At 71.5% G+C, this 20535-nt stretch carries 19 protein-coding genes; 9 read left to right on the forward strand and 10 right to left on the reverse strand.

All coding sequences use genetic code 11. From position 1 onward, the window contains the following. On the reverse strand, positions 1-765 hold a 765-nt coding region (locus tag GXP76_RS22695; RefSeq protein ID WP_242573417.1), incomplete at its 3' end, for a SigE family RNA polymerase sigma factor. Between the two features lie 193 nt (positions 766-958). Between GXP76_RS22695 and afsQ1 the strand changes: the two genes are divergently transcribed. The 5 genes from afsQ1 (at position 959) to GXP76_RS22720 (ending at position 4952) form a co-directional block, all read left to right on the forward strand. Then, a complete protein-coding gene (gene afsQ1 / locus GXP76_RS22700; RefSeq protein ID WP_023539102.1) occupies positions 959-1636 on the forward strand; it encodes a two-component system response regulator AfsQ1 in 678 nt (225 codons plus the stop codon). Further along, positions 1633-3306: an ATP-binding protein gene (locus GXP76_RS22705; RefSeq protein ID WP_374362140.1), complete on the forward strand. Its 1674-nt coding sequence runs from the start codon at positions 1633-1635 to the stop codon at positions 3304-3306. The genes afsQ1 and GXP76_RS22705 overlap by 4 nt, the downstream gene beginning before the upstream one ends. Continuing rightward, complete coding sequence (locus tag GXP76_RS22710; protein WP_242573418.1) at positions 3303-3923, forward strand: hypothetical protein; 621 nt, start codon at positions 3303-3305, stop codon at positions 3921-3923. Before GXP76_RS22705 ends, GXP76_RS22710 begins: the two co-directional genes overlap by 4 nt. Before the next feature lie 179 nt (positions 3924-4102). Then, positions 4103-4657, forward strand: a complete 555-nt coding sequence (locus tag GXP76_RS22715) for a VanZ family protein (RefSeq protein ID WP_242573419.1) — start codon at positions 4103-4105, stop codon at positions 4655-4657. Positions 4658-4748: 91 nt separating this feature from the next. Beyond that, positions 4749-4952, forward strand: coding sequence for a PspC domain-containing protein (locus GXP76_RS22720; RefSeq protein ID WP_242573420.1), 204 nt, complete (start codon positions 4749-4751; stop codon positions 4950-4952). A gap of 88 nt (positions 4953-5040) precedes the next feature. Here GXP76_RS22720 and GXP76_RS22725 read toward each other — a convergent pair whose 3' ends face one another. Together GXP76_RS22725 and GXP76_RS22730 are read right to left on the reverse strand one after the other, a co-directional pair. Next, positions 5041-5370: an ATP-binding protein gene (locus tag GXP76_RS22725; RefSeq protein ID WP_242573421.1), complete on the reverse strand. Its 330-nt coding sequence runs from the start codon at positions 5368-5370 to the stop codon at positions 5041-5043. A gap of 139 nt (positions 5371-5509) precedes the next feature. Further along, entirely contained in the window at positions 5510-6655 is a 1146-nt protein-coding gene (locus tag GXP76_RS22730) for an adenosine deaminase (RefSeq protein WP_242573422.1), read from the reverse strand. 103 nt (positions 6656-6758) lie between these two features. Between GXP76_RS22730 and GXP76_RS22735 the strand changes: the two genes are divergently transcribed. Next, entirely contained in the window at positions 6759-7577 is an 819-nt protein-coding gene (locus GXP76_RS22735) for an alpha/beta hydrolase (protein WP_242573423.1), read from the forward strand. 196 nt (positions 7578-7773) lie between these two features. On the opposite strand, the gene GXP76_RS22740 is transcribed toward GXP76_RS22735, so the two are convergent. After that, entirely contained in the window at positions 7774-8811 is a 1038-nt protein-coding gene (locus tag GXP76_RS22740; protein ID WP_242573424.1) for a LysR family transcriptional regulator, read from the reverse strand. A 62-nt stretch (positions 8812-8873) separates the two neighbouring features. Between GXP76_RS22740 and GXP76_RS22745 the strand changes: the two genes are divergently transcribed. The 3 genes from GXP76_RS22745 (at position 8874) to GXP76_RS22755 (ending at position 13861) form a co-directional block, all read left to right on the forward strand. After that, complete coding sequence (locus GXP76_RS22745) at positions 8874-10163, forward strand: MFS transporter (RefSeq protein ID WP_242573425.1); 1290 nt, start codon at positions 8874-8876, stop codon at positions 10161-10163. Between the two features lie 147 nt (positions 10164-10310). After that, positions 10311-11306, forward strand: coding sequence for a sigma-70 family RNA polymerase sigma factor (locus GXP76_RS22750; protein WP_242573426.1), 996 nt, complete (start codon positions 10311-10313; stop codon positions 11304-11306). A 104-nt stretch (positions 11307-11410) separates the two neighbouring features. After that, complete coding sequence (locus GXP76_RS22755) at positions 11411-13861, forward strand: SpoIIE family protein phosphatase (RefSeq protein WP_242573427.1); 2451 nt, start codon at positions 11411-11413, stop codon at positions 13859-13861. Here GXP76_RS22755 and GXP76_RS22760 read toward each other — a convergent pair. From GXP76_RS22760 to GXP76_RS22785, 6 genes are all read right to left on the reverse strand, one after another. Then, positions 13848-14219: an STAS domain-containing protein gene (locus tag GXP76_RS22760; RefSeq protein WP_242573428.1), complete on the reverse strand. Its 372-nt coding sequence runs from the start codon at positions 14217-14219 to the stop codon at positions 13848-13850. The genes GXP76_RS22755 and GXP76_RS22760 overlap by 14 nt on opposite strands. A 155-nt stretch (positions 14220-14374) precedes the next feature. Then, complete coding sequence (locus GXP76_RS22765) at positions 14375-15652, reverse strand: thymidine phosphorylase (RefSeq protein WP_242573429.1); 1278 nt, start codon at positions 15650-15652, stop codon at positions 14375-14377. A gap of 458 nt (positions 15653-16110) precedes the next feature. After that, complete coding sequence (locus GXP76_RS22770; RefSeq protein WP_242573430.1) at positions 16111-16521, reverse strand: cytidine deaminase; 411 nt, start codon at positions 16519-16521, stop codon at positions 16111-16113. Then, complete coding sequence (locus tag GXP76_RS22775; RefSeq protein WP_242573431.1) at positions 16518-17783, reverse strand: ABC transporter permease; 1266 nt, start codon at positions 17781-17783, stop codon at positions 16518-16520. Before GXP76_RS22775 ends, GXP76_RS22770 begins: the two co-directional genes overlap by 4 nt. Then, on the reverse strand, positions 17780-18988 hold the full coding sequence (locus GXP76_RS22780; protein WP_374362151.1) for an ABC transporter permease: 1209 nt from the start codon (positions 18986-18988) through the stop codon (positions 17780-17782). Before GXP76_RS22780 ends, GXP76_RS22775 begins: the two co-directional genes overlap by 4 nt. Next, positions 18985-20514, reverse strand: coding sequence for an ABC transporter ATP-binding protein (locus GXP76_RS22785; RefSeq protein WP_242573433.1), 1530 nt, complete (start codon positions 20512-20514; stop codon positions 18985-18987). The genes GXP76_RS22780 and GXP76_RS22785 overlap by 4 nt, the downstream gene beginning before the upstream one ends. Positions 20515-20535 lie beyond the last annotated feature (21 nt).

Below are 20535 nucleotides of genomic sequence, written 5' to 3' on the forward strand. Positions count from 1 at the left end.
GCCGAAGGACTCTTCCTCGTCACGTCCGAAGCTGAGGACCTCGTCCTCGCGCAGCCGGCGGAGCGACCGCCAGATGCTCGACTTCACCGTGCCGACACTGATGTCGAGGATGTCCGCGATCTCGGGATCGGTGCGGCCCTCGTAGTAACGCAGCACCAGCATGGTGCGCTGGGTCTCGGGAAGGCGCGAGAGCGCCTGCCAGAGCACCGTGCGCAGCTCCGTGCCGCGCATCGCGTCGGTGTCGCCGGCCGTCTCCGGCAGCTCCTCCGTCGGGTACTCGTTGAGCTTGCGCCTGCGCCACGCGCTGATGTGCAGGTTGGTCATCGTGCGGCGGAGATAGCCGCCGACGGCCGCCTTGTCGCTGATCCGGTCCCAGGCGCGGTACGTGGAGAAGAGCGCGCTCTGGAGCAGGTCCTCCGCCTCGAAGCGGTCACCGGTCAGGTGGTAGGCGGTCGCGTACAGAGAGGCCCTGCGCTCCTGGACGTAGGCCGTGAACGCCGTCTCGGCGTCCGTGACCTCCGTCACCGCGGTGCGCTCCCCCGTGGCCTCTCCGTACGCCGTTCCCTCGTTCCCCCGTGCCCCGGCGTTCTCCGCCGTGGTCCTGCGCGCCGCCTCGACCACCGCGATGTACGGCGGTCGGTGCTGACGCCCGGCGCCGCGAACGCACCCCCGCCCGTTCACGGCGCCGGACTTCTCGGTGCTCCGTGCGACGTCGTGGAGACGCGTGATTACTGCGCTAGAGGTCGTGCTGTGCAGTGAGTTCATCTCGCGCCCCCCGTCGGCTGGAGTCTGCTTGTTTCCGTCTGCCAAAGAGATTGCCGGGCCAGTTTCATGGGCCTGTCCGCCGACTGTCACAGGCCTGTCACAGGGGTTATGGATCATGGCGGGAGATGTGGCGGAACTGTGGGAGCGCTCCGACTGTCGAACTGTGGTCCCCCCATGGGCCAGAATGACCTCTGTGCCTTTCCTGTTGCTGATCGAGGACGACGACGCCATCCGCACGGCCCTCGAACTCTCGCTGTCACGCCAGGGCCACCGAGTGGCCACCGCGGCGACGGGAGAGGACGGCCTGAATCTGCTGCGAGAACAGCGGCCAGACCTGATCGTTCTGGATGTGATGCTGCCCGGTATTGACGGTTTCGAGGTCTGCCGCCGTATCCGGCGGACCGACCAGTTGCCGATCATTCTGCTGACCGCGCGCAGCGACGACATCGATGTGGTCGTGGGGCTGGAATCCGGTGCGGACGACTATGTCGTCAAACCCGTCCAGGGGCGGGTGCTCGACGCGCGTATCCGGGCCGTCCTGCGGCGCGGGGAGCGGGAGTCGACCGATTCGGCGACCTTCGGCAGTCTGGTCATCGACCGTTCCGCGATGACCGTCACGAAGAACGGTGACGACCTCCAGCTCACACCCACCGAGCTCCGGCTGCTCCTGGAGCTGAGCCGGCGGCCCGGACAGGCGCTGTCCCGGCAGCAGTTGCTGCGGCTGGTGTGGGAGCACGACTACCTGGGCGACTCACGGCTGGTCGACGCCTGTGTCCAGCGGCTGCGCGCGAAGGTGGAGGACGTTCCGTCGTCGCCGACGCTGATCCGTACGGTACGAGGCGTGGGATACCGGCTGGACGCGCCTTCGTGAGCGGCGCCGAACCCCCGGCCGGCGGACTCACCGACGGAGCGGACCCACCCGCCGGACCGGACGGCGCCGACAGCGCGGACGGCTCCGCGGCGGACGGGACGACCGGGCGGCGCACGCGCAAGAGGGCGATACTCGCCGGGCTGCGCTGGACGAGTCTGCGGCTGCGGCTGGTCGTCGTCTTCGGCGCCGTCGCGCTGACCGCCGCCGTCTCCGCGTCGGGGATCGCGTACTGGCTGAACCGCGAGTCGGTCCTCTCCCGTACGCAGACGGCCACGCTCAAGGAGTTCAAGCAGGAGATGCGGGACAAGGCCGCCCAGTTGCCACTGCGGCCGACCCAGCGCGAACTGGAGTACACGGCACGGCAGATGGCCGACGGCGGCTCGGGGTTCAGCGTGCTGCTGATCGGTGAGCGCGCCGAGGACAAGCCGGTGGTCGGCGTCTCCGACCAGGACGCGTTCACGCTGGACGACGTCCCCCAGTCGCTGCGGACCGCGGTGAACGAACGGCAGAAGGTCACGTCGGGCAACTCGTCGCCTTACCACGTCTTCTGGCAGCGCACGCAGCGCGGCGGGACGCCCTACCTGGTCGGTGGCACCCGCATCGTCGGGGGCGGGCCGACCGGTTACGTCTTCCTCTCGCTGGAACAGGAGCGGGAGGATCTCAACGCGCTGGCATGGTCGCTGGCGATCGCGACGGGCCTGGCGCTCATCGGGTCGGCCCTGCTCGCGCAGGCGGCGGCCACGACCGTGCTGAAGCCGGTGCAGCGCCTCGGCGACGCGGCGCGGCGGCTCGGCGAGGGCAAGCTCGACACCCGGCTGCGGGTGACGGGGACGGACGAACTGGCCGATCTGTCAAGGACGTTCAACAACGCCGCCGCCTCCCTCCAGAAGAAGATCGACGACATGAGCGCGCGCGAGGAGTCGAGCCGCCGCTTCGTCGCCGACATGTCGCACGAGCTGCGCACCCCGCTGACCGCGCTGACGGCGGTGACCGAGGTGCTGGAGGACGAGGCGGACACCTTCGACCCGATGATCGCGCCCGCCGTGACGCTGGTCGTGAGCGAGACCCGCAGGCTCAACGACCTGGTGGAGAACCTGATGGAGGTGACCCGCTTCGACGCGGGCACCGCCCGGCTGGTCCTCGACGACGTCGACGTCGCCGACCAGGTCACCGCCTGTATCGACGCGCGGGCCTGGCTGGACGCGGTGGAGCTGGACGCCGAGCGCGGCATGATGGCCCGCGTCGACCCGCGCCGGCTCGACGTGATCCTGGCGAATCTGATCGGCAACGCGCTCAAGCACGGCGGTTCGCCGGTGCGGGTGTCGGTGCGCACGGCCGGCCGGGAGCTGGTCATCGAGGTACGGGACAACGGGCCGGGCATCGCGGAGGACGTACTGCCGCACGTCTTCGACCGCTTCTACAAGGCGAGCGCGTCGCGGCCGCGGTCCGAGGGCAGCGGTCTGGGCCTGTCCATCGCGATGGAGAACGCGCACATCCACGGTGGCGACATCACCGCGGCCAACGTCCCCGGCGGCGGCGCGGTCTTCGTACTGCGGCTGCCGCACGAGATATCCGAGGACTCCTCCGAGGGGTTCCCGGACGGCTTCGACGACGGTCACGGTCATGACGGTCACGGGCACGGACGGGGAGAGGGAGACGGGGCGCAGTGAGGTCCAGGACACCGGCCGGGCGGTCTCTCGCCGTACTCGCGGGCGCGCTCGCGCTGGCGGGCCTCGCGGCGGGCTGCGGCATCAGGACGACGGCGGTGCCGGTGGACGCGGGCGCCGCGCCCTCGCGGGTGCCGTGCGAGGTGTCGGAGGGGAATCTGACCACCCAGGCGCAGCCGGGAGTGGCGGTCAGGGTCTATCTGGTGTGCGCGTCCGAGCTGACGCCGGTGGAGCGCGCCGCGTCCATCCCGGCCGAGAAGGCCCTCGGCGACCGCCTACAGGTGGCTCAGGCGCTCCTGGACGAGCTGGCGGAGGAGCCGCTGGGCACGGAGCGGGACGCGGGCTTCGAGTCGTACGTACGCGGGCCCCTGACGGTCTCCGGGGCGCGCGCCGGCGATCCGCTGGGGACGCTGCGGCTGAACCGCCAGCCGGAGGACCTGCCGACGGCCGCGCTGGCGCAGATCGTGTGCACGCTCATCGAGGGCGCGGCGACGGACGGTTCGGTGGTGCTGGGCGGGCCGGGGTCGTACGGCGCGCGCGGGTACCGGTGCGACGACGACACCAAGCGCAGCCCCGAGTCGGCCCTCCCGACGACGGGTCCGCTGCCGTCCGCTTCCTGAGGAGGCGGGCCCGGCGGCAGGACGGACCCGGTGTACGGGGCCGGCAGGCGCCTTCCGGGTGACCCCCGTCTCACGTGGCCCTTCATTTGGAACTCCCCGGAACCGTTCCCGGCGGTGGCCGCGTCTTGGGGTTCGTGCAGCACCAAGGTTCGGGCGGCAGTGCCGCTTTCCGTTTCCGCGTGGCGGGGGTCGTCCTCCTCCTCGTGCATCTGCTGCTCGTCGCGTGGCTGACGTTGCGACCGCTGGACGTCGTGTGGATGACCGCGGCGAACTTCGAGCCGCTCGCGGGCATCAGGGCCGATCTCGCCATGGGGCCGCTCCAGGCCGTCCGGCGGATCGGCGAGGGGCTCCTGCTGCTGGCGCCCCTCGGGGTTCTCCTCCCCATGGCGGGGGGCCGGCTGACCGTCTCCCCCCTGGCCTCGCTGACCCGCACGATGGCCGCCGGCGCGTTCGTCTCGCTGGGGATCGAACTGCTCCAGACCGGGATCCCCGGCCAGGTCGTCGACGTGGACTCGCTGCTGCTCAACACGGTCGGGGTGGGGATCGCGCATCTGCTGTTCGTCCCGGCGGGACGGGCGAGACTGCGGCGCCGGCGCGGACGCGGACGGAGGCCGGCAACGGCGTCGGCCTCGCACGAGGCGGCGGCGGAGCCCCCGCGTGCGCTGCGGGAGAGGACTCCTCAGGGGTCTCAGGGGACGACCCCGACGATTACCAGGGTCGGTATCGCCCCGTAGAGCGACGCTTTGTCCTGCCGCTCCGGGCCACCATGGAGTCATCGGGAGCACAAGAAGAGGCTCCCGCCACGGACTCGCGAAGGAGCCCATCATGTCCGCGATTGCCCGCCCGAGTCAGGGACGCATGATCGGTGGAGTGTGCGCGGCGCTGGCTCGGCGCTTCGGCACCTCCGCGAACACGATGCGTGTGATCTTCCTGGCCTCGTGCCTGCTGCCCGGCCCGCAGTTCCTGCTGTACCTGGCGCTGTGGGCGTTCCTGCCGAACGAGAAGCGCGCGACGGCCACGGCGTGGTAGGCGCGGCTTCCGGGAACTGCCGGTTCGTCCTCAATCGCCGGACGGGCTCTGATGAGCCCGTCCGGCGATTGAGGGCACGACTTGGCGGCTAGCCGACCGGGAGGGTGCCCAGCGGGAGGCCGCCCAGCAGGCCCGTGAGGGGGTTGGCGGTCGTCGCGGCGGACAGCGCCGTGGGGGCGACCTGCCGGACCGTACCGACCCCGCTGCCGACGGCGTCCTGCGCGGCGGTCAGGCCCTCGGACGTCCCGTTGGGAAGGCCCTTGGTCAGCCCCTCGGTCGGCAGGGTCTTGGTGACGCTGTCGAGAGCGCCGCCCGCGTCGGGAACGGCGGGCGCGGCGGACGCGCTACCGGCTGCGGTGGCGGCGAAGGCGGCACCGAGAGCGGCGACGCCGAGAGTCTTGGCAGCGGTCTGCTTCATGAGGAATTACGTCCCTTGGGGAATGGGGGGATACGAGCGGCCCTGCAAGTTAGTCATCGCCGCGCGTCGCCCGCAAACACCCGGAAGCGAGCCGGAGGGTGTGTCCCGGCCCGCTTCCACAGGGCTGTGATCGTCTTACTCAGCCCTGAGACTCGCTGGTGGCGGCGGTCTGCTTGAACAGCCATTCGGATTTCAACTCGGCGTATCCGGGCTTGATCACGTCGTTGATCATGGCCAGTCGTTCATCGAAAGGAATGAATGCTGATTTCATCGCATTGACCGAGAACCACTGCATGTCGTCGAGCGTGTAGCCGAACGCCTCGGTCAGCAGCTCGAATTCACGGCTCATGCTCGTCCCGCTCATGAGCCGGTTGTCCGTGTTCACGGTCGCCCGGAAATGCAGTTTGCGCAGCAGGCCGATGGGGTGTTCGGCGATCGAGGCGGCGGCGCCCGTCTGGAGGTTGGAGCTCGGGCAGAGCTCCAGCGGGACGCGCTTGTCGCGTACGTAGGAGGCGAGGCGGCCCAGTGTCACCGAGCCGTCGTCGGCGACCTCGATGTCGTCGATGATGCGCACGCCGTGGCCGAGCCGGTCGGCGCCGCACCACTGGAGCGCCTGCCAGATCGACGGCAGGCCGAACGCCTCGCCCGCGTGGATGGTGAAGTGGTTGTTCTCGCGCTTCAGGAACTCGAACGCGTCGAGGTGGCGGGTGGGCGGGAAGCCCGCCTCCGCGCCGGCGATGTCGAAGCCGACGACGCCCGAGTCCCGGTAGCGGTTGGCGAGTTCGGCGATCTCCAGGGCGCGGGCCGCGTGCCGCATCGCGGTCAGCAGGGCGCCGACGCGGATCCGGCGGCCCGCCTGGCGGGCACGGCGCTCGCCCTCCTTGAAGCCCTCGTTGACGGCCTCCACGACCTCTTCGAGGCTGAGGCCGCCCTCCAGGTGCTGTTCGGGGGCGTACCGGACCTCCGCGTAGACGACACCGTCCAGCGCCAGGTCCTCCGCGCACTCGGCGGCGACCCGGAACAGCGCGTCGCGGGTCTGCATGACGGCGCAGGTGTGGGCGAAGGTCTCCAGATACCGTTCCAGCGAGCCGGAGTCGGCCGCTTCTCGGAACCAGAGGCCGAGCTTGTCGGGCTCGGTCTCCGGAAGGCCCTCGTAGCCCGTCTCACGGGCGAGTTCGACGATCGTGCCGGGGCGCAGGCCGCCGTCGAGATGGTCGTGGAGGAGCACCTTGGGGGCGCGGCGGATCTGGTCGGCCGTAGGAGGTCGGTAGGTCTGGCTCGTCATCTGCGCACCTTATAGCCTACGCGCGTAGATCACCTCTCGCCGATACGTAACAGTGACCGTGCGTACGGGTGGCGTACACCTCTCCTTCTGAGACTGTTCTGCTATGGGACAGCAGGCGGTTCCCGGCCCGGGCGGGCGCGTGCCGGGGCGTGGCGCCGGGGTGCGCGGACGTCGTACGGAGTCACAGGCACGGCTGGGGAAGGCGGTCTCCGCGCCGGCCTCGCCGCCGGAGGTGGGAGGGGTCGTTCTCGTGCTGCCGCCGGGCGAGCCGGTCTCCGCTCGCGGGCCCTCCACGGTCGCCTACGCGTCGATGCTGCCGCTGGCGCGGACGCTGGCCCGCGCGGGCGCCGCCGAGGGGCTGCTGGTGCACATGGTCCGTTACCGCTCGCGCGGCTGGAACGGCGCCGACGCGCAGCTGTCGGCGGACGCCGGGTGGGCGGCGACGGAGGTCGTACGGCGCTACGGCGACGTGCCGGTCTGTCTGGCCGGGCACGGCATGGGCGGACGCGCCGCGCTGCGGGCCGCCGGGCACCCGGCCGTCAGCTCGGTGCTGGCGATGGCGCCCTGGCTGCCGGACGGGGCGGCGGGCACGGAGCCGGAGCCGGTGACCCAGCTCGCGGGCAGACAGGTGCTGATCGTGCACGGCACCAACGACGAGCGCAGCGACCCCGAGTTGTCCCTCCGGCTCGCGGAGCGGGCCCGGAAGGCCAACCGGCACACCTGCCGCTTCGAGGTCCACTCCGACGGGCACGCGCTGCGCCAGCACCACAGTGAAGTCCTGGCGCTGGCCAGGGACTTCGTCCTGGGGGCGCTCCTGTCGCGTACCTACTCGCGCCCCGTGGCCGACGCGCTGGCCGCGCCGCCGCCGCTGGGTCTGCGGATGCCGCTCGCGGCGGGCTTCGGGCGGTCGCTGCGGCCGTAGGACGTGTTGCGAAAGTAGCGCCGTCCGCCCGTAGGGCGGGGCTCGCGGCGTCCGGTGCGTGCGATCGCAAGGCGGAGGATCGTGCTTGTGGATGGACCGGCCGTACGTGGACGACTCCGACAACGCGGTGAGCGTGCGTGCCGGGCGCCGCGAGCCAGGCGGGACTTTCGAAACACGGCCTGGACCTCAACCGGGGTCAGCCGGGCAGCAGATGGCCCCGGCGGGAGAGCAGGAAGCGTTTGAAGGCGGCCACCGGCGGGGTGTCGGGGTGGCCGTCTAGCCATGCGACGCCGACCTCGCGCACGGCGCGCGGCGCGGTGACCGTCAGCTCCACGACGCCGGGGCGGGCCACGGCCGGGGGCGGCAGCAGCGCGACGCCGAGGCCCGCCGCGACCAGGCCGCGCAGGGTCTCGGCCTCCTCGCCCTCGAAGGCGACGCGCGGCCGGAATCCGGCGGCCTCGCAGAGGTCGTCGGTGATCCGGCGCAGCCCGTAGCCCGGTTCGAGGGTCACGAACGTCTCGTCGGACGCCTCGGCGAGACGGATGCGCCGGCGGCCGGCCAGCCGGTGGTCGTCGGGGACCACCAGACGCAGCCGCTGTTCGTCCAGGCGGCGGGCGACCAGGTCGGGGGCCTCGGGGACCGGGGAGGTGAGACAGAGGTCCAGATCGCCCGCGCGCAGGCGTTCGAGCATGGCCTCCCCGTAGTTCTGGACGAGCTGGAAGCGGATGCGCGGATGGTCGGCGCGGAAGGCGCGGATCAGTTCGGGGACGGTCTCGGAGCCCATGGTGTGCAGGAAGCCGAAGGCGACCTTGCCCGACGCGGGGTCGGCGTCCGCCCGTACGGCCTCGGCCGCCCGTTCGACCTCGGCGAGCGCGCCTTCCACGGAGGTAAGGAAGGCGCGGCCGGCGGGGGTGAGCGAGACGGTACGGCCCTTGCGGGCGAACAGCGCGACACCCAGGTCCTGTTCGAGCCGGACCATCGCGCGCGAGAGCGTGGACTGCGGGACGTTCATGTCCTGTGCGGCGCGGGTGACGTGTTCGTGGCGCGCGACGCCCGCGAACTGGGCCAGCCGGGGCGCCAGCAGCGCGGACCAGGACTCGGGGTCTAGACCGGCGGTGGGCGGCGCGGTCGACGCCGTGCCCGGCGGCGTGGCGGCGGCCGGGATCGACGGCGCGATGTCTTGTGCGTAACTGCTTGATGACAGCCGGGGCCTGGGCCTGCGTTGATGCACCATGGGAACGATTATGACGATTCCATGCATTGGACGCATGAGATGGGTGTCCGTACGTTCGTCGTATGCCCTACGTCAGTACCAAGGCGCCCGTCACCACGGGTGCCCTCGCCTCCGCGCCCGCGACGTCCCCGCCCGCCGAATCCCTGTCCCCCGGCCGGCCCGGCTACCGGCGCATGAGCCTCGGTCTCTTCGCCGCAGGGGTCGCGGCCTTCGCGCTGCTCTACTCCACACAGGCGCTGCTGCCCGCCATCTCCGCCGACTTCGGCGCGACGGCCGGGCAGGCCAGCTGGACGGTGTCGGCGGCCACGGGCGCGCTCGCGCTGTTCGTACTGCCGCTGAGCGCGCTGTCCGAGCGCTTCGGGCGGCGCACGCTGATGACCGTCTCGCTGACGGTCGCGGTCGTCGTCGGTCTGCTCGTGCCGTTCGCGCCGGATCTTCAGTGGCTGATCGCGCTGCGCGCGGTCCAGGGCGCGGCGCTGGCCGGGCTGCCCGCCTCCGCGATGGCGTATCTCGCGGAGGAGGTACGGCCCAGGGCGCTGGTCGGCGCGATCGGACTGTTCGTCGCGGGCAACAGCATCGGCGGTATGAGCGGCCGTATCGTGGCCGGCTGGATCAGCCAGCTGTGGGGCTGGCGGGCCGGGCTCGCGGCGATCGGGCTGATCGCCCTGGTGTGCGCGGTGGCCTTCCGCGTACTGCTCCCCAGGGCGCGGCACTTCACGCCCGGAACGCTCAACCCGCGCGCGCTGGCGAGGACGGTGGGCCGTCATCTGGCCGATCCGCTGCTGCGCAGGCTGTACTCGATCGGCGCCCTCTTCATGACGGTGTTCGGCGCGGTGTACACGGCGATCGGGTTCCGGCTCGTGGAGGCGCCGTTCAACCTCCCGCAGGGTGTGATCGGTTCGATCTTCCTGGTCTATCTCGTCGGTACGGTCTCCTCGGCCGCCGCCGGGAAGCTGGTGGCGCGGCTGGGACGGCGCGGCGCGCTGTATCTGGCGGTCGGGACGACGACGGCGGGTCTGCTGCTGTCGCTGACCGATTCGCTCGTCGCCGTACTGCTCGGGCTGGTACTGATCACGGCGGGCTTCTTCGCGGGCCACGCGGTCGCCTCGTCGGCGGTGAGCCGTACGGCGAAGACGGGCCGCGCGCAGGCGTCGGCGCTCTACCAGAGCGCGTACTACGTGGGCAGCAGCGCCGGCGGCACGCTGGGCGCCGTGGCGTTCCACACGGGCGGCTGGGGCGCGACGGTGGGGCTCGGACTGCTCGCGGTGCTCGGGGTGGTCTCGGTGACGCTGTACGGGACGCACGCCGCCCGCGTGGAGGAGCGGGCCCTGGCGGCGGCGGCCGGGCGGTAGCACCGGCGCCGGGCGCCCCCGAACGGGGCCGGGCCACCAGGCGCTCCCCGCGCGGACCAGGCATTTCTCTTCGTGGCGGGTCGATTGTCAGTGGGCTGCGGTAGCTTCCGTGGGACTGGGTTCGAAGGGCTACTGGGGTGACCACCGATGAGTGATACGGCTACGACACAGGATCTCGACTCCCGGCTGGAGAAGCACCGTACGGAGCTGACCGGCTACTGCTACCGGATGCTCGGCTCGGCCTTCGAGGCCGAGGACGCCGTACAGGACACGATGGTCCGCGCCTGGCGCAGCTTCGACAAGTTCGAGGGCCGGTCGTCGCTGCGCTCATGGCTCTACCGCATCGCGACGAACGTGTGTCTCGACATGCTCAACGCGGGCAACCGACGTGCCAGGCCGATGGATCTCAGTGAGGCGACCCCCGTGTCCCAGGCGAAACTGAACTCACGACCGGAGGTCACCTGGCTGGAGCCGGTCCCCGACGGCCGGGTCCTGCCTTCGGTGGTCGACCCCGCGGAGACGGCGGTGGAGCGGGAGACGATCCGGCTCGCCTTCGTCGCCGCCCTCCAGCATCTGCCGCCGAAGCAGCGTGCCGTGCTGATCCTGCGCGAGGTGCTGGCGTGGAAGGCGAGCGAGGTCGCCGAGCTGCTGGAGACGACGGTCGCCTCGGTCAACAGCGCGCTCCAGCGCGCCCGCGCGACGATCGCCGAGTCCCAGCCGGCCCCCACCGACGCCTCGGACCCGCTCGACGAGGAGCAGAAGGCGCTCCTGGAGCGCTATGTGGCCGCGTTCGAGGGCTACGACATGAAGGCGCTGACCGCGCTCCTGCACGAGGACGCGACGCTCTCCATGCCCCCGTACGACCTGTGGCTGCGCGGGCACGACGACATCGTGGGCTGGATGCTCGGTGTCGGCGAGGTCTGCCGCGGCTCCCGGCTGGTGCCGACGGTCGCCAACGGCACGCCCGCGTTCGCGCACTACCACCCGGCCGCGGACGGCGAGGGGTACACGCCGTGGGCGCTCATGGTCATCGAGATCGAGGAAGGCAGGGTCAGGGGGATCACGTCGTTCCTGGACACCGAGCGGTGGTTCCCGCTGTTCGATCTCCCGGCGCGCCTGGAGAAGGACGGGAGCCCGGCCTGAGTTCCGCCTGAGAGGGCCCGGCCGTACGCCCGGGGGCTGCGTTTGCTCCTGGGCGGGCCCCGGACCATGGTGGAGGTATCGGGGGTGTCGGCGGGAAGGGCACGATGACGCCAACCGAAACCGCCAGTGAGAACCGGGTGCCGTGGCCGGAGGACGCCGCCGCGGCAGCGGGCTCGGCCAGAGTCACGGTGGACCCGCACGGCAATGTCACGGGGTGGAACGAGGGTGCTCGACGGCTGCTCGGCTATGCCTCCGAGGAGATCGTCGGCCGACCCGTGCGCGAGTTGCTCGCCGAGGGGCCGTCCGCCGAGTCGGTGCGGTTGGCCGCGTCACTGCGCCGGTGGGACGGGCCGGCGACGCTCCTCCACCAGGACGGTCACCGCCTCACCGTGCGCCTGCTGGCCCACCGCCGGACCCGGAACAGCGTCGACGCCGACAGTGACACCGGCGAAGGCGGGTGGTTCCTGTTCTCCGCCATCAGCCCCGGGACGTCGCCCTCGAAGGACGACGAGCTGGTGAAGTGGGCGTTCGCCGGATCCCCGACCACGGCCGCGCTCTACGACACCCATCTGCGGCTCCGGCTGGCCAACGCGGACATGGAACGGGTGATCGGCCTGTCCCAGGAGGTGATGCGGGGCCTGCGCGTCTCGGAGATCGTGGCCGACCCGCAGGCCGCGCGGACCGAGCGGCACATGCGCCGGGTGCTGGAGACCGGCGAGGAGGAACACGTGGAGGTGACGCTGCGCCTGGCGGGCCACCCGGGCGAGAGCACCTGGACGATCTCTCTCCTGCCCGTCCGGGACGGCGGGGGGACGTTGCGCGGAGTGCTCCTGTCCGCCCAGGACATCACCGAGGAACACCTCGCCCGCAACCGTCTCGCCCTCCTCAACGAGGCCAGCATCCGGATCGGCAGCACGCTGGAGGTCCCCCGCAGCGCACAGGAGCTCGCCGATGTGGCCGTCCCGCAGCTCGCCGACTTCGCCACCGTCGACCTGCTGCCGTCCATCGAGGACGGCGAGGACCTGCGCGCCGGTCCGCTCAGCAGCCCCGTCAGACTGCGCCGGATCGCCTGCCGGTCCGTCCTGGAGGGCTGCCCCGAGGCCGTGGTCCCGCAGGGCGAGGTGGCCACCTACCCGGAGGGCTCACCCGCCGCCGAGTGCCTGGCCACCGGCCGGCCGCTGATCCGGAAGGTGACCCCCGACGCCCTGACCGCCTGGGAGAGCGATGCCCCGGAGCGGGCCAGGCGGGTACGGAAGTTCGGCTTCCACTCGGTGCTCGCCGTACCGATGCGCGCCCGTGGCATCACCCTCGGCGCCGTCACCTTCTCCCGCCACCGGCGCCCGGAGCCGTTCGAACAGGACGATCTGCTGCTGGCCGAGGAGATCACCGCGCGGGCCGCGGTCTGCATCGACAACGCCCGCCGCTACGGGCGCGAGCGCCGCACCTCCCTGACTCTCCAGAGCAGTTTCCTCCCGGGACGGCCGCCCCGGCAGGCCGCGGTCGAGATCGCCTCCCGCTATCTGCCCGCCAGCGCGCGGGCGGGCGTCGGCGGCGACTGGTTCGACGTGATCCCGCTCTCGGGCGCCCGCGTCGCCCTGGTCGTCGGCGACGTGGTCGGCCACGGCATCCCGGCGTCGGCCGCCATGGGACGGCTGCGCACCGCCGTCCGTACCCTCGCCGACGTCGATCTCCCGCCCGACGAGCTGCTGACCCATCTGGACGACCTAGTGATCCGCCTGTCCGCCGAGGCCGACAACGCGGAGGTCCCCTCCGGCGACATCGGCGCCACCATGCTGTACGTGGTCTACGACCCGGTCACCCGGCTCTGCACCCTGGCCCGTGCCGGGCATCCGGTACCCGCGCTGATGACCCCGGACGGCGCGGTCGAGTTCCTCGACGTCCCCGTGGGTCCGCCGCTGGGCGTCGGCGGCCTGCCCTTCGAGACCACCCAGCTGGAACTGCCCGTGGGCAGCGTCCTCACGCTCTACACCAACGGTCTCGTCCAGGCCCGCGACCGTGATCCGGAGGAAGGCGCCGACACGCTGCGCGAGGTGCTGGCACGCTCCCCCGGGTCCCTGGAGGAGACGTGCGACACCGTGCTCCGGACGCTTCTCCCCGACCCGGACCGACCGGCCGACGACGTGGCTCTGCTGATGGCCCGTACCCGCGCCATGGACGAGGCCCACGTCGCCACCTGGGACGTGCCGCACGAGGCCGCCGCCGTCGCCAAGGTCCGCAAGGACGCGTGCCTGCAGCTCGACGCCTGGGGGCTGGAGGACGCGGTGTTCATCACCGAGCTGGTGGTCAGCGAGCTGGTCACCAACGCGATCCGCTACGGCGAGGCCCCCATCCGCCTCCGGCTGATCCGCGACCGCAATCTGATCATCGAGGTCGCGGACGGCAGCAGCACGGCGCCCCATCTGCGCCGCGCCCGGGTCTCCGACGAAGGCGGCCGCGGGCTGCTCCTGGTCGCGCAGCTGACGCAGGGCTGGGGCACGCGCCAGACGTACACCGGCAAGACGATCTGGGCCGAGCAGAGCCTCACGCCCGTCTGACCAGCGGTGGGTCGGGGCCCGTTTCGGCGGGCCCACCGGCCTGGACCGGGCCGCCGACGGGCCCGCCGGCCCCGACGACGTCCGTCAGACCGACGAGTTCCAGCAGCAGCAACAGCTCGGGGCCCGCGCCGCTCAGCCGGATCCGGCACCCGCGCCTGCGCGCGACGAGCTGCAGTCTGGCCAGGGCGTTCACGGTCACGGCGGTCGGCCTGCCGAGCGCGCCGACGTCGCAGACCGCGTCGGTGGCGTCGCTGTCTCTCAGCCGTGCGGCGAGCTGGTCGCAGAGCTGAGGGACATCGGCCGCGGTGATCGGTCCGCGCAGGGCGAGGAGGATCGTCTTGGTGGCTTCCACATCCATTGAGACCGGCGGGGCTGCCGGAACTCATCGAGGTGCGCCGGACACGGTCCGTACTCGACCGCCGGACGGGCCCGGGACACGTCCGGCCGGCGGGTGGGTGTCCTCGATCGCCGGGCGGGCTCCAACTGCCCGCCCGGCGGGCCCGGTCGAGCCTGTCAGGCGATCCGGTCGAGGACGATCGGGGCGGCGGTGAACGCCGTCCCTGCCGGGGCGATGTCGTACGCCGACGCCAGCGATTCGAGCGCGTAGCCGAACTTCTCCGGGGTGTCGGTGTGCAGCGTGAGCAGCGGCTGCCCCGCCGTCACGGTGTCCCCCGGCTTGGCGTGCAGCTCCACACCGGCGCCCGCCTGCACCACGTCCTCCTTGCGGGCGCGGCCGGCGCCCAGCCGCCAGGCTGCGACGCCGACGTCGTACGCGTCGAGCCGGGTCAGCACTCCGGAGGACGGCGCGGTGACCACTTGGTGCTCGCGGGCCACCGGGAGAGCCGCGTCCGGGTCGCCGCCCTGGGCCGCGATCATGCGGCGCCAGACGTCCATTGCCGAGCCGTCGGCCAGGGCCTTGGCCGGGTCGGCGTCCCGCAGACCGGCCGCGTCGAGCATCTCGCGCGCCAGGGCGAGCGTCAGCTCGACGACATCGGCCGGGCCGCCGCCCGCGAGGACCTCGACCGACTCGCGTACCTCCAGGGCGTTGCCCGCGGTGAGGCCGAGCGGGGTGGCCATGTCAGTGAGCAGCGCCACGGTGCGTACGCCGTGGTCGGTGCCGAGGCCGACCATCGTCGAGGCCAGTTCGCGCGCGTCCTCGACGGTCTTCATGAAGGCGCCGGAGCCGACCTTGACGTCCAGGACCAGCGAGCCGGTGCCCTCGGCGATCTTCTTGGACATGATCGAGGAGGCGATGAGCGGGATCGCCTCGACGGTGCCGGTGACGTCGCGGAGCGCGTACAGCTTCTTGTCGGCCGGGGCGAGCCCGTCACCGGCGGCGCAGATCACGGCGCCGGCGGAGTCCAGCACCTCCAGCATCCGGGCGTTGGAGATCCGGGCCTGCCAGCCGGGAATGGACTCCAGCTTGTCGAGGGTGCCGCCGGTGTGGCCGAGACCGCGTCCGCTGAGCTGCGGCACGGCCGCGCCGCAGGCGGCCACCAGCGGGGCGAGCGGCAGCGTGATCTTGTCGCCGACGCCGCCCGTGGAGTGCTTGTCGGCGGTGGGGCGGGACAGCGAGGAGAAGTCCATGCGCTCGCCGGAGGCGATCATGGCGGCGGTCCAGCGGGCGATCTCCGTGCGGTTCATGCCGTTGAGCAGGATCGCCATGGCGAGGGCCGACATCTGCTCGTCGGCGACGTCACCGCGCGTGTAGGCGTCGATGACCCAGTCGATCTGCTCGGGGCTCAGCTCACCGCGGTCCCGCTTGGTCCGGATGACGGAGATGACGTCCATGGTGTTCCTCGGTTTCTAGGGGGTGTCTTGTCGATCGGACCGGATCAGGGAGCGCCCGCCGCACAGCGGCTGATGCCCGGACGCCGGTGCCGGGGACCGCGGCGGAGGCGGAGCCGTGCCGACCGAGGGCTGTACGGCACGGCACGGCGCGGTGCCGGGGACCGCGAGCCCGGCCCTCCGCCTTGCGACGCACCGCACCGACGAGGCATCAGCCGCTGCGCGGCGGGCGCCGGCGCCGCCGTGCGGGCGGACGACGCCATTCGCCGGACACGGCCCGGGGGGTGTCCGCGAAGCAGCGTCGTCCGCCCGTCAGGGCGGGGCCCGCGGCGGCTGGTGCGGTGCGTCGCAAGGCGGAGGACCGGCGTTGTGGATGGACCCGCAGTACTCGGCCGGGTCCCACAACGCGGCGAGGTGCCGTGCCAGGCGCCGCGGGCCAGGCGGGACTTCGCGGACACGCCCTAGGCGAGGTGCTGCGGGCCGAAGGCCTGGGGCAGCATCTCGGAGAGCGGGAGGACCCCCTCCGGGGTGTCCAGCAGCAGGCCGGGGCCGCCGAACTCGTACAGCAGCTGGCGGCACCGGCCGCACGGCACCAGGAGCGCGCCCCCGCCGTCCACGCAGGTGAAGTGCGTGAGGCGGCCGCCCCCCGTCGCGTGGAACGCCGAGACGAGCCCGCACTCGGCGCACAGGCCGAGGCCGTACGAGGCATTCTCGACGTTGCAGCCGGTGACCGTCCTGCCGTCGTCCGCCAGGGCGGCGGCGCCGACCGGGTAGCCCGAGTACGGCGCGTAGGCACGGGACATGGCGTCCCGGGCCGCCGCGCGCAGGGCCTCCCAGTCCACGCCGCCGGTGGCGGCGCCGGCGGCGGTCATGTGCCCTGGCCTCTGCGATACGCCATGCCGTTGGCCTTGGGCATCCGCAGCCGTTGTGCGGACAGGGCGAGGACGAGCAGGGTCGTCACGTACGGCGCGGCGTCGACGAACTGGCTCGGGACCTGGTCCACCAGGGCGTACCAGGTGAACAGCAGCGCCGAGACGACCGCCGAGATCACCGCGGAGACGTACTTGCGCTTGTAGAGCTGCCATCCCACGACGAGCACCAGCAGGATCGCCAGCAGCAGGAGCATGGCGTGCACGTTCTCGGCGCCGCCGCGCAGCTTGAGGCTGTCGGTGAAGCCGAACAGTCCGGCGCCCAGCGCCATGCCGCCCGGCATCCAGTTGCCGAAGATCATCGCGGCGAGACCGATGTAGCCGCGGCCACCGGTCTGGTTCTCCTGGTAGATGCCGGTGGCGACGATGGCGAGGAACGCGCCGCCGAGCCCCGCGAGTCCGCCGGAGACGGTGACGGCGATGTACTTGTACTTGTAGACGTTGACGCCGAGCGTCTCGGCGGCGATCGGGTTCTCGCCGCAGGAGCGCAGGCGCAGTCCGAAGGACGTACGCCACAGGATCCACCAGGTGGCGGGGATCAGCAGCAGGGCGACGATCGTCAGCAGGGACAGGCCCGTCACCAGACCGCCGAGCACACCGGCGATGTCGGAGATCAGGAACCAGTGTTTCTGCTGGAGATCGGCCAGCCCGTCGGCCAGTCCCGGAATGGTGATCTCGGTGATCGAGTCGATGCGTGGGGACTGCTTGGAGGAGCCGCCCGCCTCGTTGGCGAAGGTGAAGTTGGAGAGGTAGCGGGTCACGCCGACGGCGAGGATGTTGATGGCCACACCGGAGACGATGTGGTTCACGCCGAAGGTGACGGTGACGATCGCGTGCAGCAGACCGCCGAGCGCCCCGCCGAGTATGCCGAACAGGACACCGACCCAGGGGCCCCACTGGAAGCCGGCCCAGGCACCGAACCAGGTGCCGAGGACCATCATTCCTTCGAGGCCGATGTTGATGACGCCCGCACGCTCGGCCCACAGGCCGCCGAGTCCGGCGAGGCCGATGGGTACGGCGAGTTCGAGCGCGCCGGCCACCTGTCCTACGGAGGTGATGTCCTCGGCGCCGCTGATCAGCCGGACGAGGGAGATCAGCGCCAGTCCGCCGGCGATGATCAGCAGGATGACGGGCAGGGTGAGCTTGCGCCGCCCGCCGCCCTTCTTGGGAGCCGCGGTCGCTGCGGTAACGGTGCTGGTACTCACAGGGCAGCCCCCTTGTCGCTCTTGTCGTTCTGGTCGTTCCGGGAAAGGGATTCGGATTCGGTGCCGGGTCCGGAGCCCGGTCCGGTGCCGGGACCGGAGTCGGCCTCGGTCCGGATCGCGCCGCCCGCCGCGAGCTCCTCGCCGACCTTCTGCTGCTGGCGGCGGAGCCCGTAACGGCGGACCAGTTCGTAGCTGACCACGACCGAGATCACGATCAGGCCCTGCATGATCGTCGCGATCTCCTTCTCGTACCCGTACTGGTCGAGGGAGGCGGACGACTTGTCGAGGAACGCGATCAGCAGCGCGCTGAACGCGATGCCGAGCGGGTGGTTGCGGCCCAGCAGCGCGATCGTAATGCCGGTGAAGCCGATTCCGGTGGGGAAGTCGAGGCTGTAGGTGTGGGTGTCGCCCAGCAGCGTCGGCATTCCGACCAGGCCGGCGATCCCGCCGGAGATCAGCATCGACGTGAGGATCATCTTCTTGGCGTCGACGCCGGACGCCTGCGCGGCGCTCTCGCTGGCGCCGGTGGCGCGCAGGTCGAAGCCGAAGCGGGTGCGGCCGAGGACGAACCAGTAGATGACGCCGCAGAGCGCGGCGACGAAGGTGAAGCCGTAGATCTCGCCGGCCTCGGCGCCCATGGACAGTCCGGGGAACCAGGCGGACTCCGGGATCTCACCGGTCGTCAGGTTGTTGGAGCCGGGGGGCTGCTCACCGAAGTTCTTCGGCAGGATCAGCCAGGCGACGAGGCTGGTCGCGATCGAGTTGAGCATGATCGTGGAGACGACCTCGCTCACCCCGCGCGTGGTCTTGAGGATGCCCGCGATGCCGGACCAGAAGGCACCGACGAGCATCGCGGTTATGACGATGAGCGCGATCTGGAGCGGTCCCGGCAGGCTCACGCTGGCACCGACGAGCGCCGCCATCATCGCGGCGAGCCGGTACTGGCCGTCGACCCCGATGTTGAAGAGGTTCATCCGGAAGCCGACGGCGACGGCGAGCGCGGCGAGGTAGTACGTACCGGCCTGGTTGACGATCAGGACCTGTACGTCGACGTAGCTCGCCGACTCGAACATGATGCGGTACGGCTCCCACGGGTTGGTGCCCGAGACGAGCAGCACCACCGTGGTGAGGGCGATGGCGACGACCAGCGCGAGCACCGGGCCGGCCAGGCCCAGGATCAGCCGGTCCTTGTCGAACTTCTTCATCGGGCCTCGTCCTCCGGGGCTGCCTCGAGATGGCCGGTGGCGGCGCCGGTCATGGCGGTGCCCAGCTCCTCCGGGGTGATGGTCGCGGGGTCCGCGTCGGCGACGAGCCTGCCGCGGTACATCACGCGCAGGGTGTCGGAGAGGCCGATCAGCTCGTCGAGGTCGGCGGAGATCAGCAGCACCGCGAGTCCGTCGCGGCGGGCGGCCTTGATCTGGTCCCAGATCTGGGCCTGCGCGCCGACGTCGACGCCTCGTGTCGGGTGGGCGGCGATCAGCAGCTTGGGGCTGTGGCTCATCTCGCGGCCGACTATCAGCTTCTGCTGGTTGCCGCCGGAGAGGGAGGAGGCCGTGACGTCGATCCCGGGGGTGCGGACGTCGTACTCGACGACGATGCGCTTGGTGTCGGTGCGCGCCGCCTTGGGGTCGAGGAGTCCGCCCCGGCTGTTGGGGCGTTCGGTCACATGGCCGAGGATACGGTTCTCCCAGAGCGGCGCTTCCAGCAGCAGTCCGTGCCGGTGCCGGTCCTCGGGGATGTAGCCGATGCCGCCCTCGCGGCGCTTGCGGGTGGGCGCGTGCGAGATGTCGGCGCTGTCGAGGGTGATCACGCCGCCGTCCGGGTCGCGCAGACCCATCAGCGTCTCGATCAGTTCGGTCTGGCCGTTGCCCTCGACGCCCGCGATGCCCAGGACCTCGCCGCGGTGGATGGTGAAGCCGATGTCGGCGAGCACCTCGCGTACGACACCGTCGGGGTCGGTGACGGTCAGCCGCAGGTCGGCGACGTCGAGCACCGGTATGTCGGTGACGGTGGACTCGCGGGTCTCGGGCGAGGGGAGTTCGCTGCCGACCATGAGTTCGGCGAGCTGCTTGGTGCTGGTGTTCGCGGGGTCGGCCGTGCCCACGGTCGTACCGCGCCGGATGACGGTGATGTCGTCGGCGACGGACAGCACCTCGCCCAGCTTGTGCGAGATGAAGATGACGGTGAGGCCCTCGGCCTTGAGCTCGCGCAGGTTGTCGAAGAGCGCGTCGACCTCCTGCGGGACGAGGACCGCGGTGGGCTCGTCGAGGATGAGGATGCGGGCGCCCCGGTAGAGGACCTTGAGGATCTCCACGCGCTGGCGGTCGGCGACGCCGAGTTCTTCGACGAGGGCGTCGGGGCGCACCCCGAGCCCGTACGCGTCGGAGATCTCTCTGATCTTGCGCCGCGCCCCCTGGCCGATGCCGTAGAGCTTCTCGCCGCCGAGGACGACGTTCTCCAGGACGGTGAGGTTGTCGGCCAGCATGAAGTGCTGGTGCACCATGCCGATGCCGCGCGCGATGGCGTCGGCCGGGCTGTTGAAGGTGACCCGCGTGCCGTCGACGGTGATCGTTCCCTCGTCCGGCTTCTGCATGCCGTAGAGGATCTTCATCAGGGTCGACTTGCCGGCACCGTTCTCACCGACGAGGGCGTGGACGGTGCCCTTGCCGATGGTGATGGCGATGTCGTGGTTGGCCACGACGCCGGGGAACCGCTTGGTGATGCCGTGCAGTTCTACTGCGGGGGGACTGCT

This window comes from Streptomyces sp. NP-1717 (genome assembly GCF_022695985.1).
Lineage (GTDB): Bacteria > Actinomycetota > Actinomycetes > Streptomycetales > Streptomycetaceae > Streptomyces.